The organism is Weissella koreensis KCTC 3621 (assembly GCF_000277645.1).
In genome coordinates this window covers 110878-128238 of the sequence record NZ_AKGG01000012.1, presented here as the reverse complement: position 1 = coordinate 128238, position 17361 = coordinate 110878, and the positions used below count along the sequence as shown (strand labels likewise).

Annotated in this window: 20 protein-coding genes; 12 read left to right on the top strand and 8 right to left on the bottom strand. The window is 32.5% G+C overall.

Annotated features, from left to right (window positions below):
* Positions 1 to 29: 29 nt before the first annotated feature.
* The 3 genes from JC2156_RS04760 to JC2156_RS04750 all read right to left on the bottom strand — a co-directional run bounded on the left by JC2156_RS04760 (position 30) and on the right by JC2156_RS04750 (position 2327).
* On the bottom strand, positions 30 to 1115 hold the full coding sequence (locus JC2156_RS04760; RefSeq protein ID WP_006845584.1) for a glycosyltransferase family protein: 1086 nt from the start codon (positions 1113 to 1115) through the stop codon (positions 30 to 32).
* Positions 1081 to 1494 (bottom strand): hypothetical protein, encoded by a 414-nt coding sequence (locus JC2156_RS04755; RefSeq protein WP_006845583.1) that lies wholly within the window; start codon positions 1492 to 1494, stop codon positions 1081 to 1083. The genes JC2156_RS04760 and JC2156_RS04755 overlap by 35 nt, the downstream gene beginning before the upstream one ends.
* Positions 1495 to 1754: 260 nt before the next feature.
* Complete coding sequence (locus JC2156_RS04750) at positions 1755 to 2327, bottom strand: hypothetical protein (protein WP_006845582.1); 573 nt, start codon at positions 2325 to 2327, stop codon at positions 1755 to 1757.
* A 527-nt stretch (positions 2328 to 2854) separates the two neighbouring features.
* Here JC2156_RS04750 and JC2156_RS04745 point away from each other — a divergent pair.
* From JC2156_RS04745 to JC2156_RS04735, 3 genes are all read left to right on the top strand, one after another.
* The gene (locus tag JC2156_RS04745) at positions 2855 to 3397 is read left to right on the top strand and encodes a nucleoside 2-deoxyribosyltransferase (RefSeq protein WP_006845581.1); all 543 of its coding nucleotides are present in this window, start codon (positions 2855 to 2857) and stop codon (positions 3395 to 3397) included.
* A gap of 155 nt (positions 3398 to 3552) precedes the next feature.
* Complete coding sequence (locus tag JC2156_RS04740) at positions 3553 to 3759, top strand: CsbD family protein (protein WP_006845580.1); 207 nt, start codon at positions 3553 to 3555, stop codon at positions 3757 to 3759.
* Between the two features lie 32 nt (positions 3760 to 3791).
* The gene (locus JC2156_RS04735; RefSeq protein WP_006845579.1) at positions 3792 to 4034 is read left to right on the top strand and encodes a GlsB/YeaQ/YmgE family stress response membrane protein; all 243 of its coding nucleotides are present in this window, start codon (positions 3792 to 3794) and stop codon (positions 4032 to 4034) included.
* Positions 4035 to 4117: 83 nt separating this feature from the next.
* Here the strand turns inward: JC2156_RS04735 and JC2156_RS04730 are convergent, their stop codons facing one another.
* Positions 4118 to 4987 carry a LysR family transcriptional regulator gene (locus JC2156_RS04730; protein WP_006845577.1) on the bottom strand — a complete coding sequence of 290 codons (870 nt, stop codon included), beginning with the start codon at positions 4985 to 4987 and terminating at the stop codon, positions 4118 to 4120.
* 128 nt (positions 4988 to 5115) lie between these two features.
* On the opposite strand from JC2156_RS04730, the gene JC2156_RS04725 reads away from it, so the two are divergent.
* The 3 genes from JC2156_RS04725 to JC2156_RS04715 are packed head-to-tail and all read left to right on the top strand — an operon-like array spanning position 5116 to position 7396.
* Positions 5116 to 5871, top strand: a complete 756-nt coding sequence (locus JC2156_RS04725) for an SDR family oxidoreductase (protein WP_006845576.1) — start codon at positions 5116 to 5118, stop codon at positions 5869 to 5871.
* A 7-nt stretch (positions 5872 to 5878) separates the two neighbouring features.
* Positions 5879 to 6412, top strand: coding sequence for a DapH/DapD/GlmU-related protein (locus tag JC2156_RS04720; RefSeq protein WP_006845575.1), 534 nt, complete (start codon positions 5879 to 5881; stop codon positions 6410 to 6412).
* A gap of 42 nt (positions 6413 to 6454) precedes the next feature.
* A complete protein-coding gene (locus tag JC2156_RS04715; protein WP_006845574.1) occupies positions 6455 to 7396 on the top strand; it encodes an aldo/keto reductase in 942 nt (313 codons plus the stop codon).
* Between the two features lie 415 nt (positions 7397 to 7811).
* Here JC2156_RS04715 and JC2156_RS04705 read toward each other — a convergent pair whose 3' ends face one another.
* The 4 genes from JC2156_RS04705 to JC2156_RS04690 all read right to left on the bottom strand — a co-directional run bounded on the left by JC2156_RS04705 (position 7812) and on the right by JC2156_RS04690 (position 9723).
* Entirely contained in the window at positions 7812 to 8276 is a 465-nt protein-coding gene (locus JC2156_RS04705; RefSeq protein ID WP_006845573.1) for a TspO/MBR family protein, read from the bottom strand.
* Positions 8277 to 8529: 253 nt separating this feature from the next.
* Positions 8530 to 8889 carry a DUF1304 domain-containing protein gene (locus JC2156_RS04700; RefSeq protein WP_006845572.1) on the bottom strand — a complete coding sequence of 120 codons (360 nt, stop codon included), beginning with the start codon at positions 8887 to 8889 and terminating at the stop codon, positions 8530 to 8532.
* A 159-nt stretch (positions 8890 to 9048) separates the two neighbouring features.
* Positions 9049 to 9297, bottom strand: a complete 249-nt coding sequence (locus JC2156_RS04695) for a hypothetical protein (protein WP_006845571.1) — start codon at positions 9295 to 9297, stop codon at positions 9049 to 9051.
* A gap of 3 nt (positions 9298 to 9300) precedes the next feature.
* The gene (locus JC2156_RS04690; protein ID WP_006845570.1) at positions 9301 to 9723 is read right to left on the bottom strand and encodes an HIT family protein; all 423 of its coding nucleotides are present in this window, start codon (positions 9721 to 9723) and stop codon (positions 9301 to 9303) included.
* Positions 9724 to 10082: 359 nt separating this feature from the next.
* Between JC2156_RS04690 and trmB the strand changes: the two genes are divergently transcribed.
* From trmB to JC2156_RS04660, 6 genes are all read left to right on the top strand, one after another.
* On the top strand, positions 10083 to 10745 hold the full coding sequence (trmB, locus tag JC2156_RS04685) for a tRNA (guanosine(46)-N7)-methyltransferase TrmB (protein ID WP_006845569.1): 663 nt from the start codon (positions 10083 to 10085) through the stop codon (positions 10743 to 10745).
* 332 nt (positions 10746 to 11077) lie between these two features.
* Positions 11078 to 13219: a type I DNA topoisomerase gene (topA, locus tag JC2156_RS04680; RefSeq protein ID WP_006845568.1), complete on the top strand. Its 2142-nt coding sequence runs from the start codon at positions 11078 to 11080 to the stop codon at positions 13217 to 13219.
* Positions 13220 to 13376: 157 nt separating this feature from the next.
* Positions 13377 to 14255: an aldose 1-epimerase family protein gene (locus tag JC2156_RS04675; protein WP_006845567.1), complete on the top strand. Its 879-nt coding sequence runs from the start codon at positions 13377 to 13379 to the stop codon at positions 14253 to 14255.
* Positions 14256 to 14613: 358 nt separating this feature from the next.
* Entirely contained in the window at positions 14614 to 15441 is an 828-nt protein-coding gene (gene mutM, locus JC2156_RS04670) for a bifunctional DNA-formamidopyrimidine glycosylase/DNA-(apurinic or apyrimidinic site) lyase (RefSeq protein WP_006845566.1), read from the top strand.
* 13 nt (positions 15442 to 15454) lie between these two features.
* Complete coding sequence (gene coaE, locus JC2156_RS04665; RefSeq protein WP_006845565.1) at positions 15455 to 16045, top strand: dephospho-CoA kinase; 591 nt, start codon at positions 15455 to 15457, stop codon at positions 16043 to 16045.
* Between the two features lie 22 nt (positions 16046 to 16067).
* Complete coding sequence (locus tag JC2156_RS04660; RefSeq protein ID WP_006845564.1) at positions 16068 to 17360, top strand: replication initiation and membrane attachment family protein; 1293 nt, start codon at positions 16068 to 16070, stop codon at positions 17358 to 17360.
* Position 17361: the final 1 nt, after the last annotated feature.

The following is a 17361-nucleotide window of genomic DNA, read 5'->3' as shown; positions in this document are numbered from 1 at the left end:
TGTTCAATAATCTTTTTATAAATGATATTTTAGTTTAAGTTATTTGTTGAATGGCTAAAATTTGATAATCCTAATAGTAATATTATAACTGGAATAAATTGAATTAAGTATCTACTTCTACCACCTTCAAAAATCAAAAGATAAGCAAAACCACCAAGCAAAGCTACTTTAAATAATAGTAAATATAACCGTGAATTTTCGGAAGATGCCTTGGTTAGTAGCAATATTAATAACGCCAAAATCCACAATATTTGTACGATAACGTAAAAGCTATTTAAATACTTACCATTGGGATAAACCCAATTTTGCACAAAATTACTTGGTTGTTGATCTATAAAGTTACCTTCTTGTAGCCATCCAAACGAACCATCAGCGGTATTATTGTAATTTTTATAAATTAAAAATAAACCATATGTATAAGGTGTATATTCACTAATTCGAGTTTGAATATCTTTTTTTGATATTTTTTTCATTTCATCTGAACTATGAGCCGAGTACATAGGCCCTGCGTCAATCTGAGAAAATCCGCCTTCGTCATGCATACCCATAGAGATAAAGTGAATAGCAGGTACCTTTAATTTTTGATCAATATGTACAAATTTTTGATTATTTGTTTTTATTTGGTAACCAAATTGAACACAAAGTGCAGCTATGATAACTAGTATGCATTTTATTATTAATTTTAGATTATCTTCTTTTTTTGTTCGATTAAAAAATAGGTATAATAATTCAACTACGATAATGGCTATTAAAGGTATGACTGCTGTAGGCTTCATCAAATATCCCAACATTGCAAAAATACCAAGTAAGAAAGCACCGATTATTTGTTGACTACGGCTCGTAGCTTTTTTAAGTAGCGTGTAGCCTAAAATATAAGTGCTAATTAGTGGTAATACTGTAGTATCAGTATAAGGGACAATGATATAAGGAAATACACTTAACCATATAAGGAAAATTGACCAAGTTTTAAATGTCTTAGTTTTATCAATTAAATATATTGATATTAAAGAAGTAACCATGAATAAATCAACGCAAAGAAAAGATAGATAACTAAAAGATAACCATGATGCACCGAAAAGGCTACTCCAAAAATATTCTGTATCTAAACCAGTCATTAATATTACTATGATTTACTACTTCAGAAGCAACGATTCCAGCATCAAAACCAATTCCGGTATTCGCTTTATTTATAAAATATATTTGCCATGAAAAAACAATTACAGATATACATAATAGTAAATATATTTTATGTTTTTTAGATGAATTAAAAATGGGCAATGTTAAGGATTTGAATTTTGAGAATTTAAAAGCACCTAATACAATTAATATTAATGCGACCAAACCAGTTATTGTGGATAATCGATAAGGATTATCTAAAGAAAAAAGATGGTCTGAATATAAAGCCCCGATTAAAATGATAAAAATCCAGATAAAAAATAATGTATTTATTATCTTTTCAATAAGGCTAAATATCGACAATTTATTAATATGCAAGTCAACTACTCCTTAAAAATATAATGTTTATTAAACTAAATACTAAAATTTACTGGGTATTGAGCCTGTTCTATAATATCATAAATCATTAATACGTTGGTTTATATTTAATCGATAAAAATGTCTATTGGGCGACTTCCCAATGATATCCAGCAGGAAGAGCGCCACCAGCCGGAATAATATGAGAATGCCCTTTTCTAGTAGACCAATCATAACCGTCTTTAATTGCCCAATGGCTACCAGTTCTAGAACCACCAGAGCTACTTGGTGTGGATTGAACTTGGACTTGCTTGCTGTACTTGAGATGCAGCTGCAGCAACGCTGGAACTTGCGGCTGATTCCGAATTAACTATTCTTTGTGATTCTTCAGCAGACTCACTAGAAGCAATGGATTCAGACTCTAATTGACTTTCAGACTTAGCTTTGCTTTCTGAGGTGGCTTTGGCTTTGCTCTCAGACCTAGCTTTGCTTTCTGAGCTGGCCTTAGCTTTGCTCTCAGAATTAACTTTGCTTTCAGACTCTGCTTTAGACTTTTTAATAGATGATGAAGACGAGATTGGCTCATTTTGGTTCGTAGTGTCTTTATGAAAAGCAGGATTACTTGAGCCAATGATTATAAAAATTAAACCAGCTAATAAAAGATAGTTTGGATTAAATTTTGTTTTCTTTTTTAATAATAATTTTCGTATATACGAAATAAAAGAATAAATTAAACCTATAAAACCAATAAAGACGGCAAAGCTTGGTAAACTATACGCGATAAAAATTGCAATTAGTATGATAACGACTTTAAACCACAATGTAGTGGTCCATAATTCTTTGATCTTATTCATGACGAATTATCTACTCCTTAAAGGGAACAGTTTAACGTGGATATTCAGCACGTATTTATTAAGTAAATGTATATAAGACATTTTATTGAATATTTATGTTTAGACATGAATGATTTTTAGATCTAAATTTTTATTGTAGATCTTTATCCAGATCTACTAAACAAGTTAATTCGTAATTATAGCTTATAGTAATGGTATATGATTTATTACGTAAGTTTAGGGCAGTAATAAGCCAAAACAATTTAATAATATCAAAAAAATGTTAAGTAATAAATAAAAAAATAATCAATATATATTTTTTTAATATTATTAAGAATAAATTGAATGTTTTACTAATTGAAGTTACGGTTAAAGTTCAAGAATTCATCTATGATAATAATTTATAGTCTCATTTAATCGTATAAAATCATGTTAGATTATTCATGTATCTTAAGTACTTATAAATTAGTAACATGATTATTCATTTCTTGAAAAATAAGAAAATAAATCGTAAACTTATTAGATCAAATACTTTAGGAGATTAGACAATGTTATCTGAAAATGAAGTTATGAAAGAACTACTTGCGTTAGAAGAAAAGTACCAAGATCTTGAAAAGCTTCCAGGAGCTCGTTCAGTTTATTTAGCTCATTCATGGTGGACTGAAACACAAATTGATGCAACTTTAGCTACTTATGAAGCATTATTGCAAAACCCAACAATCGCACATATCCATGTTCCATTGTTACATCAATATAAAGGGTTAGTCTTTGTCGAAGGTGGCGAGTTTGAGCCAGATTTCGAATGGGCAACTATGACGTATAAGGCAGATATTCGAGCAATTAATAATGCTGATTTAGTGGTTGCAACGTATCCTGCTGATGCTCCTGATATGGGTGGAGCCATAGAAATTGGATATGCTGTTGGAACTAATAAACCAGTTGTGATAGGTTATTATGGCGATATTAATGAAAATCCAGTTAATTTGATGGTTAGCTTTAGTGCTGATAATTATGTATATAATCCAGATGAGTTTGAATCATTTAATTTCTTGGATATCGCTTCAAGAGCATATGAGGCAAAAATCATTTAATTTTAAATTATATTTAAAGCAATGACTTATGTTATTGCTTTTTTATTATAAAACGATGGCAATGGTAACGTTTTGTTAATTGTGTTATAATTAAGTACAAACAAATGACGCCCTAAATGAAATATTCGTTTACACAACTACAGGAGGAATCTATTATGGCTTTAGACGACAAGTTAGCTGGAATGAAGGATCAGACAACAGGTAAAGTTAAGGAAGTATCAGGTAAGGTGACTGGTGACACTAAGACTGAAGCCGAAGGAAAAGCTGAAGGATTTATGGGTAAGGTTAAAGAAGTTGTAGGTGACGTTAAGGATGCAGCATCAGACATGGATGATAAATTAAAAGAAAAGATCAAAAAGTAAGCGCTAAAAAATATGTTAGGAGGAGTTCTATTATGGGATTAATTTGGACACTTATTATTGGTGCAATTATTGGAGCTATCGGTGGGGCTATTACAAAGACATCGATGGGATGGATTGCTAATATTATTGCTGGGTTAGCAGGTTCTTGGATAGGCGAGATGTTATTTGGTTCTTGGGGACCACAAGTAGCTGGAATGGCATTGGTGCCATCTATTATTGGAGCCGTTATCATTGTAGCAATTGTTTCATGGCTATATGGACGCAGTAAAAATTAAAGTTACAATATATTTAATAAATTGTTACTATAAATTAAAAAAGAGGGGTGGTCATAATGACACCTCTCTTATTTTTATTTACCTTAAAGTAACTTTCTTAATTCTTCTAAAAATGCCGATGAAATTTCTGATAATTCTTTCCCTTTACTCCAAGTAATATCTAGATGAGAAGTTAGATAGTTAGCGAATGGTTTAAATATTAAGCCATTCATTGCCGTTGATTCGATTAATTTGTCTATACCGATGGCAATCCCGATTTCTTTTTGGACTAAAAGGGCCGCATTAAAAATCAGATTATAAGTACCAGTAATCTGTGAATCTAGCAGCGAGTATCCTAGCCATGATTCTAGTTCACTTCTTGCACTACTTTGATTAGAGATAATTAATTTTCTATTTTCTAACATTTCAGGGGTTATTTCATGTTTATTGGCTAGAGAATCATTGGACTTCATTATTATTCCCCAAGAATCTGCCTTTGGGAGACGGATAAAGTTGGCATTTTGGGTATCGTTATTAAGTGATATTACAAAATCAAGGATTCCATTATTCATTTTGAAATTCAAATCTTCTGCATTTCCACTATATAAATGGACACGAATATCAGGGCTCTTTTTCGTAAGATTGCTGATTGCACTTGCAATTATCTCCATACCTTCAGTCTCTGGGGCACCTATATATAATTCACCTGACAATATTTTAGTTTGATGAACTTCTTTTTCGGCTCTATTTAGTAATAATAGAAGTTCTCTAATTCGTTGATAATATATTGTTCCCGCCTCGGTTAATGAAATTTTCCGACTACCTCGATCGAATAATTTAATATTTATTTCTCTTTCTAGTTCAGTCATTTGTCTTGATAAAGTTGACTGTGAAATGTTATTTATTTTGGCAGCAGCAGATATATTCCCTTCGTTAATAACTGAGATGAAATTTTTCAAAGTTTGAATTTCCATAAAATATCCTTATCTATGTATGCGTTTTTTGCATAATTAGACATGCAATATTGATATTATACATCATTAATGAATGGTAGTAAGATATATTTATTGATAAAACTTAATCTAAAAAGAGGAAAAAAATAATGGCAATCGAAAATAAAGTAGTAGTTATAGTAGGGGCTTCATCAGGGATTGGAGCAGCGACGGCAAAATTACTTGCTAGCAAAGGAGCAAAATTAATTCTAGGTGCTAGGCGTGAAGAACGCTTACAGCAACTCGTGACTGAAATTGATGGCGAGATTGATTATAAGGTTACCGACGTAGCAAGTAAAGAAGACGTAAAAAAGCTAATTGATTTTGCAATGACCAAATATGGTCGAGTAGATGTTTTATATAACAACGCTGGTATTATGCCCCGAGAAAATCTTTCAGATGCAAAATATGAAAATTGGGAAAATGAAATTCAAATAAATATTATGGGAGTTTTACATGGGATTGGGGCAGTTTTGCCAATTATGAAAAAACAAAATGATGGTCTCATTATTACGACAGATTCTGTCGCTGGACATGTCGTCTATCCTGAATCAGCTGTATATAATGGAACAAAATTTGCCGTTCGAGCTATTATGGAAGGTCTTCGTCAAGAAGAACGTTTGCATGGAATTAGATCATCAATCGTATCGCCTGGTGCAGTTAATTCTGAACTAAACTCAACATTAGATAACCCAGCACTAGAAAAAGAAATGGCTAAAATGTTTGCGGGGTCTAACCCTGAAGACTTAAGAATGAATGTTCTCGACCCTGAGGATATTGCTAATGCAGTTGCATACATTATTGATCAACCAAAACATGTCACGATTTCAGATATGATTGTACGACCAACGGCTCAAGAGGTTTAATGGACAGATGGAATTTACAAACAAGATTATTTCTGCTAATAGTTCGGAATTTAATAATATAAATGAAATTAAAACAGATAATGAGATATTAATACAACAATTAAATACTAATGTGCAAAGTCCTAAATCAGTTAGGGAAAAAATTTCGATAATAACTAACTCAAATATTGATGAAACTGTAGAAATTAATTTACCGTTTCAAACGGATTATGGAGCGAATATTAGATTTGGTAAAAATGTTTTTGTTAATAAAAATGCGATGTTTGTTGATGTTGGCGGTATTGTAATCGACGATAATGTTCTCATTGCACCAAATGTAACCATTGTGTCTGTGAATCATGCTAAAGATCCGAATAGACGGCGCGATTTAGAATTAAAACCAGTTCATATTAAAGAAAATGCTTGGATTGGCGCAAATAGTACGATTACACCAGGAGTAACAATCGGTAAAAATGCAATTGTGGGTGCTGGTTCAGTAGTTACTCATGATGTCGCGGATGATAGTACTGTCGTTGGTGTTCCAGCACGTCTTTTATCATAGTTAGTAATTATAAATTAGAAGAAAGAAGTAAGAGGCTTTAAAATGAAAAATAAAATTGCAATTGGAACATGGTCATGGGGGGTCGGCGGAGCAGCTGGCGGTAACGTTGTATTTGGTAATAATTTAGGCGTTAATGAATTAAAATCAGTCTTTGATGCAGCAATAGATAATGATCTTAAATTATTTGATACAGCTTATGCTTATGCGAATGGTCAATCTGAAAAAATTTTAGGGTTATTAGCTAAAAATTATATTCGTAAAGATTTAACTATTTCTGATAAATTTACCCCAGGAATGCAGAATGATAATGCCGAAAACCCAATTATGGACATGTTAAATGGTAGTCTTGAACGTTTGGGTACTGATTACATTGATATGTACTGGATTCATAATGCTGCTGATATTGAACGATGGACGCCATATCTTGTAGATGTTGTAAAGTCAGGTAAGGTTAAGCGGATTGGTGTATCTAATCATGATCTGGAACAAGTAAAAAGAGTTCAAGAAATTTTAGCACCACACGGGATAAAACTTGATGCAGTTCAAAATCATTTTAGTTTGTTATATCCAGCATCAATTGATTCTGGTCTATTAGAATATAGTAAAAATAATGACATTGAGTTTTTCTCATACATGGTTTTGGAGCAAGGAGCTTTGTCTGGAAAGTACAATATTGATAATCCAATGCCAGCTGATTCCACTCGTGGAAAAACATATAATCCAATATTCTCTAAGATGGATAATTTGCTAGATTTAATGAATCAGATTGCAGATGTTCACCAAGTCAATCCTGCGCAGATTGCGGTTGCTTGGGCTATTAAAAAAGGAACAACACCCATTCTTGGTGTGACTAAGTTGCCTCAGGTTTCTGATGCAAAACTGGCATTAAATATTCAATTAAGTGATTTTGAGATGAAGCAATTAGAAACGGCTGCTTTGGAAGCAAACGTTAATACTAAAGGCGGTTGGGAAGGCAAAGCTTAAGTAAGTACCCAATATATTCAAATTTAAGTATGTTTATAAAATGGTTAGTTTACCATCGAATATTTTAATTCCACCCAATTAATTTCATAAAAACGAAGAATATGCCTAAAATTAAAAACGTTATTGCTAGATATTTATTAGTACGACTTTTAGTTTGCTGAAATTGAGGTACTTGCCATATAAATAATACAATAGCCATGGCCAGGTAGAGCCAGTCTGCGTCGTACATGAAATTTAAGGTAATTGTTATAATTAGCATAATTATTAAACTAGTATTGATTATTATTTTCAAAGTAACACCTCCCATATTTGAGTTATTGAAGCAATATTTTAATTATCTAAGATAATATCACAACTTAAATGTTAGTTGAAATTAAAAGGCCTACCGATTGAATTGTCAGTGGCCTTTTTTGATTTAATTCATAATGAATACTGATATTGTTAAATACGTTGCAAATAGTATCCAGACAATATAGGGCAATAGTAAATACTTATGATTGCTTCTATCTTTGTAGAATATTATTAAAGTGAAAACATCCATCAAAACAATGATGATTGATGCTAATAGATAATTACCTGTCCCAAAGAATATAGGGGTCCAAATGAAGTTTAGGATTAGTTGAATGTACATCAGCCAATTAAGCTTGACATTATGCTTATTTGAATTAGCTAGATAAATTCCTAAAAGAATGTAGAGAATAATCCAGACTGGTCCAAAAATCCAATTGGGAGGCGAGATTGCAGGCAATGATAATGAACTGTAAATATCTTTTATCGACATATTAGAAAAGATAGGGACGAGAAAAGATGAGATAGAACCTAGAACAATAATTATTATAGAATATAAGAAACTTTTTGATAGAGTATTAGAATGATTCATTAAAAACCTCCATGTTTGTTTGATTATATAAAGCACATAATTAACTAATTTAATTTTAACAATTACACTTTGACTAATCAATATATCTAACATATTAATTTTTATGCCCATTCTAAATAAAAATGTTTTATACCATATTATTTTTATATATTGATATCAGTTAATAATTAAGGCTAGGATAAAATAATCTTTGGATGCATCATAAAGATAGGTAATAAACAGTAAATTATCAATTTTGCGATTAATTTATTACTTATTTAGTAATAAAGATAAGAAGCATTGTGATCATCGCTGGTAAGGATTGAATAAAGAATATTTTTTTCGTCACGGTAAGTGAACCATAGATCCCAACAACTGAAATATAAAACATTAACAAAATTAAGATGGTTTTTAGTTGAGGGTATGGGATTAGAAAATTAGATAGAATAATGGTTACTGCTAACATTCCATTGTAAATTCCTTGATTTCCCAAAGCACTTTTAGCGTAGGGATTTTCTAAGAATGATGTTGGCAAATCAAACGATTTAGATTGTAATTCAGGCTTAGCAAATATTTCAATAAGCATAAAAATAAGATGTTCTAATGCAATAATAGTGGTCAAGAATAAAATCATGTATTTCTCCTTTTGAATGTATTGCTTCTAAAATAATATTATTAATAGAAACTATTAATATCATTAATTATATAAAATTGAATACGTAAAAACATTGTTATCTTTGATAAAGAATAAAAACCGAGGTTACTTTATAAAAGTAACTTAGGTTTCCAATTCTTACTTTAATTTGCGATTTATTTTTTCGGAAGTGTTTTTAATGCGATTAATTTTAAAAGAATTTTTTTCTTGGTATAAATCAAGTTTATGTTGTAAGTCAACAATCGTTTCTTCTGCTTTTGGAATTTCATGTTTCAAATCCGCTTGAGCCTTTTGAAAGTGGTGATTAGCGTCCTTGGCTTGATTAAAAAGGACTTTCCAACTATTAAATTCTTTTTTTAAGCGGCTTGAAAAATTGTTAATAGGCATAAATTAATCCTCTAATTTTTCAATAATGGAATCTGCAATTGTCTGATATTTATCAGTATCATAAAGGTCAGCGTTACTAAATTCAGTAATATTAAAGTCATCATCTTTATATCGAGGTACAATATGGAAATGAGAATGGGGAACAACTTGACCGGCTCCAGTTCCGTTATTTGAAAAGATGTTAATTCCGATAATATCAGGATTGGAAGCACGAATGGCGCGGGCGATGATTGGTAACTTAGAAAGAACTTTAGCGGCCGTTTCATCATCATAATCAAAGATATCAGTAACGTCATTTTTCGGAATTAGAAGGGTATGTCCAGGTGTGATTTGAGAGAGATCTAAAAAGGCAAGGGCATCATCATCTTCATAAATTTTAAATGATGGAACATCACCAGCAATAATTTTATCAAAAATATCAGGCATGATAGGATTTCCTCCGTAGAATAAAAAATTCAATATACGAATATTGTACCATGTTGTTAATTAAATCAGCATAATATTCAGACTTATTACTATACTTAAATTATCGAATGTTTTTAAAGCACTAGATCGTTCAATAATAAATTTAGGTACCAATCTAGTAATTATCTTGTTATTATTGACAATGTTGTGTTTTAATTGGTTTTAGCTTAAAAGTTAGCCAATTTAGATTTATTAGTGCTTAACTATGGCAATTAATGTTGGTAAGAGTTTATCTTATCTGGGACGTTGAATTTTTCATTAGAATCAATTATTGTTATTTACGTGTTGATTCAATTTTAAATTCAGGAAAAGGAAGAAAAATGAGATTAAGAAATAAAAAATGGGCTGATACTTGGTTAACTAATCATGATGAATTAGTTATTACACAAGATCGAGCAACCGGACTTCAAGGAAATTGGATGAATATTTTTGCTCAAGAAGCCCCAATTCATATTGAAGTTGGAACTGGGAAAGGTCAATTCATTATTGGAATGGCTAAAAAATATCCCGATATTAATTTTATTGGGATGGAAATTCAAGAATCAGCAATTGCTGTTGCAGCACGAAAAGCCGATGAAGATGAAGCTGAACTTCCTAATCTTAAATTTATATATGGTGATGGTGCAGGAGTTGAAACCTATTTCTCAAAGGGTGAAGTAAGTAAAGTTTATTTAAACTTTTCAGATCCATGGCCCAAAAATAAACATGAAACCCGTCGATTAACGTATAAATCATTTTTAGCTGGGTATAAGTCAATTTTACCAGCTGGTGGAGATCTTGCATTTAAAACTGACAATCGAGGACTTTTTGAGTATTCACTATATAGTTTTGCTAATTTTGGTATTAAATTTGATCCAAAGGGAATTTCTTTGAATTTACATGAAGACACTGAAAAGATGGAAGATAATATAGAAACTGAATATGAAGAGAAGTTTTCAAGTGCCGGTTTCCCAATTTATCAATTTTTAGGTCATTTTGAATAACCTTAAAAAAGCTTGAAGCATTTTATGTTTCAAGCTTTTTATATAAGATGTTAAATGAATACTTTTGTATAAAATAAGCAATATATTGTTTCAAAAGTTTCATTAATAAAGTATAGATTTAAAAGGGTGAAATTTAAACTGAATTTATGATTTAAGTATGGTAAATTAAGTTAATGGGATAATATGTTACTTTAAAAAAATTCATAATTGGCATAACATTAGCAAATGTTGAAAAAAATGATTTATTTACAATAGTATGGTAATTTTTTATTTTTTATATTATAGTAAGCAAACATAAAGAATAAAAATATTAAAGAAAAGGGGATGAGTACGTGCCAACAACGACAAAAGATAAACCAAAAACTAAAAAGCGTACCACCGCTAAACGAAAGAAAAATTTAGTAATTGTTGAATCACCATCAAAAGCCAAAACTATTGAAAAATACTTAGGATCTGGATATAAAGTAGTTGCCAGTATCGGACATATTCGTGATTTACCAAAGTCACAAATGGGAGTTGATACTGAAAATGACTATAACCCTAAATATATAAATATTCGTGGAAAGGGGGATGTCATAAAAAACTTGAAAAAAGAAGCTAAAGCAGCTAAACATGTTTATTTAGCATCTGACCCGGATCGTGAAGGAGAATCAATTGCCTGGCATTTGGCGCATATTTTAGATCTTGATACTAGTTCTGAAGAAAATCGAGTGGTCTTTAATGAAATTACTAAAGATGCAGTTAAAGATGCCTTTAAACGCCCACGCCAATTGGATATGAATTTGGTTAATGCTCAACAGGCACGCCGAATTTTAGACCGTTTGGTTGGCTACTCAATCTCGCCTCTTCTATGGAAGAAAATTAAAAAAGGACTGAGTGCTGGTCGGGTTCAATCTGGAGCATTGGGTTTAATTATTGATCGTGAGAATGATATTCAAGCCTTTCAGCCTGAAGAATACTGGGAATTACCAGCTGAATTCAAAAAATCTAATAAGAAATTTAAAGCTGGATTTTATGGGGTAGATGGTCAAAAGGTTAAGCGAATCCCAGACAATGAAATGGTTCAATCAATTTTGAAACGAATCGATCAAAATCAAGAATTTGATATAAGTGAAGTCGTTAAGAGCGAAGGAAAAAACAATCCCAGTCCAGCTTTTACAACTTCAACTTTGCAACAGGCAGCTAACACGCAATTGAGTTTTCAAACTCGGCGTACGATGTCTACAGCGCAACAATTATATGAAGGGATTAATCTGGGTGGTAAAGAAGGTTCAGTTGGGTTAATTACCTATATGCGTACCGATTCCACACGAATATCATCCATTGCAAAAAATGATGCATCTAAATTTATTCATGAAGAATACGGTGATGAATATGCTGCAACTAAACCAGTACAAGGTAAATTGCAAGAAGGGGCACAGGATGCTCATGAGGCGGTTCGACCTACTTCAGTTTTCCGAACACCTAAATCAATTAAGGACAAGTTAACTAATGACCAATTTAAACTTTATCAATTGATTTGGTCACGATTTGTGGCCTCTCAAATGACATCAGAAGTTATTGATCGGGTCCGAGTTACTTTGACACAAAATGGGGTTATGTTCAGAGCTAATGGAGCTACGACTAAATTTGCTGGTTATACAAAAGCTTACCCAGCTGCTAAAGCTAAAGATAATGTTCTACCTGAAATGGTAGAGGGTGGTAATGTTAAGCTGGATAAAATTAATCCTGAACAAAAGTTTACTCAGCCCAAGCCACGTTATACTGAAGCTGCGTTGGTTAAAGCTTTGGAAGAAGCTGGTGTTGGACGGCCATCAACTTATGCTGCTACGATTGAAACTTTGAAATCACGAGCATATGTCAAAATGGACGCAAAGAAATTTATTCCAACTGAAATTGGTAAAATGGTTCAAGACGCCGTTCGAGATTATTTCCCTGATGTAGCTGATCTAAAATTTACTGCCCAAATTGAAGGTGAACTAGATAATGTTGAAACTGGGAATGAAGATTGGGTTAAAGTAGTTGATGAATTTTATAAACCATTTAAAGGTGAGCTAGATATAGCTGAATCAGAAATGGAAAAAATTGTTGTCAAAGATAAGTTAGCCGGTGAAAACTGTGAAATTTGTGGGGCTCCTATGTTGGAACGCCTTGGACGATATGGTAAATTCTTTGCTTGCTCACGTTTTCCTGATTGTCGGAATACTAAAACAATTGTAAAAGAAATTGGCTTAGTTTGCCCTAAGTGTCATCAAGGTCAAATTATTGAACGAAAGACAAAACGCGGTCGGACTTTCTATGGTTGCTCACGTTATCCTGATTGTGAGTTTATCTCATGGGATAAGCCAACTGAAAAGACATTAGCTGATGGAACTACACCTAAAGATGGTGAAGATAATAAAAAATCTAAGACCACTAAAAGTAAGAAACCAGCCACGAAAAAAGCAACTAAAAAGAAAGCTGCTAAAAAGTAATAAAGCTTGATAAGCGCAGTTGAATGATCATTTTGAATTTTTGGCTGAGATTGTTATAATCTCAGCCTTTTATTATCTAAATTATATTTTGAAAATAGATTAAACTTTGTTAAAATAAAATTATTGAAAGCGCTTTATACAATTCACGGGGGATAGCATGCTATATTTAGAAAATGAAAAAGTCCGAGTAGCTGTAAATGAACAGGGGGCGGAATTAAATAGTATTTATTTGAAAAATAATGAGACAGAGTATCTTTGGCAAGCTAATCCTGAAATTTGGGGAAGACATGCACCTCATCTTTTCCCCATTGTTGGACGCTTACAAAACGATACATATCAATTTGAAGGCCAAATATATGATATGACGCAACATGGATTTGCTCGTGATCTAGTTTTTAAGATAATTAATGCTGATTCAAAGATGATTCAATTACGATTAGAAGATTCTATTGAGACACACCGGCAATATCCTTTTAAATTTCAATTTGATGTAATATTTACCTTATCTGAAATTGGTGAAATTGGAATTAAATACTTAGTTAAAAATATTGATCAGCAAGTGATTTATTTTGGCTTGGGAGGACACCCTGGTTTCAATATTCCATTGTCAGGTGGCAAAAAATTTGAAGACTATCAAATCCAAATTACGCCAGCTAAGTTGTATCAACGTAAAGTTTTAAATGGACCGTTTTTAGATTTACACCAAGACATTATGTTTGATGCCAAAAAAGAATTGGTATTAAATCGTTCAGACTACAAAAATGATGCAATAATTCTTGAACTAGATGAACGTCCAGTTGAAATCAAAATCATTGATACTGATAAGAAACATGGTATTAAAGTTAATATTGAAAATGCTAAATTTGCAGGCATTTGGACCAAATCGAATGTTGAAGCACCATTTATTTGCATCGAGCCTTGGTGGGGAATTGCGGATACATTGGAAACAACTGGGCAATTAGTTGATAAATATGTTATTAATCGGTTAGATGTAAATGATGAATATGTTGGTGAGTATTCAATTCAAGTTTTTTAATGAATTGATGTTTTGTATAAAAAATAAGAGCTTTAATTGTTATTATGTTTAATACGTATTCCAGAGTAAGGAAGGAATACGTTTTTTTGTACTAAATTATAAATGAATTTATTTGTAAGACGTTTTTTGCAGGCGATGATGAAACATTAAATGATAGCTTTCTTTAAATTTAATTTCAGTGTGAGACAACGCATAACTGATATTAATAAATTCTTCAATTATTTGGTACAATAGGGAAGTAATAATTGACATTGAATTATTTGATTTCACAAAGAAAAAAGATATAAAATAAAAAAATTAGCGCCTCAGTTAGTGGTTGTACGTTAAAGTGTTGTTATATCAACGGTTAGGAGACTATATGCCAGAGCTACCAGAAGTAGAAACAGTTCGACGAGGATTAACAAATCTTGTTCAAGGTCGGACAATTTTAAAAGTTGAAGTACGTTGGGAAAAAATTGTCGGTATGTCAGAAGCGGAATTTGATGCAGAAATGGCTGATCGTAAGATAGAAAAAATAGATCGCCGTGGAAAATATTTGTTATTCAGATTGAGTGGAAATAAAACGTTAGTGTCGCATTTACGCATGGAAGGGGCGTATTATACAGTTCCCGCTGGGACAGAGCCAGGAAAGCATGATTTGATCACCTTCCATCTGGATGATGAGATCGATCTTTTTTATCGGGATACTCGTAAATTTGGACGGATGAATTTAGTCGATACACCTAATACAATGCAGGTGGCCGGGTTGGCTAAAATTGGACCTGAGCCAACTGAAGATGATTTGACTTTAGAGTACATGCAAAAAGAGTTTCAAAGGAAAGGTGCTATTAAACCATTTCTATTGGATCAAAGTCATATCGCTGGGTTAGGTAATATTTATGTTGATGAAACATTATGGATGGCAAAAATTCACCCATTACAACCAGCAAATACTATTGATTTAGAACATCTGACCCATTTACGCAAAGCTATTATTGATGAATTAGCTTTGGCCACTAAAAATCATGGAACAACAGTTCATTCATTTACCACTGCTTTTGGTGAGGCCGGGACCTTTCAAAATCAATTGAAGGTTTATGGTCGAGTAGGAGAACCTTGTTATCGATGTGGAACGATTCTTGTTAAAACTAAGGTAGCACAACGTGGAACTACTTATTGCCCACATTGCCAAGTGTTGCACGATTAAAGAGGATTTAAACATGCTTGAAATTGGAATTACTGGAGGGATTGCAACCGGTAAATCGAGTGTTGCAAATTATATTCGTGAAAAAGGGTATCCAGTCTTAGATGCAGATGTTATTAGTCGTGAAATTGTTGAACCTGGTTCATCTACGTTACATGCGCTGGAGTTGCAATTTGGTCCTCAAATCATAAACCAAGACGGGTCACTCAATCGACAATTGTTGGGGAGTGTTGTTTTTGGTGATACACAAAAAATAGATCAATTGAATGCAATTATGCATCCAAAAATCAATCAAATTTTGATTCAACAGGCACAAAAACTATTTAATGATGGGCATGAACTTGTGTTTTTGGAAATTCCTTTATTGTTTGAAACTAACAATGCAGCAGGAGTAGATAAAACTATTGTGGTTACGGTTGAACCTGAAGAGCAACAAATACGGTTGATGAAGCGAAATCATCTAACTTTACTAGAAGCTCGTCAGCGTATTAAGGCACAAATGCCATTAGACCAAAAAGTGCAGATGGCTGATTATGTTGTTGAAAATGATCGGTTAGATCGAATGCATGCTAAAGTTGATCATATTATCAGTGAATTGAAGAATTAAAAATTATGAAAGTGGGGGACTAATGTCTTTTAATATTCATCAAAAATTTAAAGTCGTGGGTATTGAAAATTTAACCCTTAAAAATTTAACCAGTTTAAGTAATTTATACTTACCATTAATTGGGATTGAAGCCTTTACAGTTTATATGGCCTTGATGCATCAACCTCAAAGATCAAATAAAGATGTAACCATCACGCACGTTGAATTATTGAATCAATTGAACCTATCTGGTCCACGTTTGATTCAAGCACGTGAAAAGCTAGAAGGCTATGGGCTGATTCGGACTTTCGAACAAGTATTAACATTAGAATCACAATGGGTTTATGAAATAAATCAACCGATTGATGCTGAAAATTTTCTTAGTGATAAATTGCTAGTGAAACTTCTTTCATCTTATTTAGGTGATGATCAATTTGAGATATTAAAAACAAGTTTATTACCTGATTCAGCAGAAATTGAGGGAAATAATGTGTCAAAGGGATTATTTGATATTATTCGAGAGGATAATTTTGATCAGATTGAACCGTTGAAGCCGATTAATAAAAGGTCAACAGCATGGGATGAAGCTCGTCAAAAGGATCAGCCAACTATTGATTTTGATTTAATGTTTGAAATGTTAAAGGTGTATGGAGTTTCTCGGATGACTTTATTGAAAAATAAAGATAATTTAATGCTTTTCAAAAAATTATATGCAATTGATGATTTAAAATTAATTCGACTTATACAAGGGCATATGCTTGACGATCATCAAATTGACATTAAAGGAATCGAAAATGAGTTACGTCAAGAATTTCAGCAGCGACAAGAAGTTACGATCCAACCTGTAACTGATGTACAACCCAAGACAGGAAATATCCTAATTGATCAAGCTAACCAGTTGAGCCCATTAGAATTTTTAAAAAATATTCGCGAACAACGTGGGGGTGTCGTAACGGCAAGCGAACAATATGCAATTGAGCAATTAATAAAATATGGACGGTTACCTAACCCGGTTATAAATATAGAATTATATACACTGAGTGTTTTACAAGATCGCAAAACTTTGCCGAAAGCAATCTTAGAGGCAACTTATTCAGATTGGGCTCAGGCTAACATTAAAACGCCCAGTGAGGCCATTAAGTATATTCAGCAACGAGAGAAAAAAATTAAACAAGGTCAGCAGAATCGTACATCAAGTCGAGCTGGACAGCAGAAACATGAAACAAAACCCGATTGGGACAATCAACCAATTCAGGAGGTTAGCTCAGCCGATCAGGCTAAACTAGATAAAATGTTAGCCCAGATGGAAGCTAAGCGTGCCATCAAAAAGGAGTGAT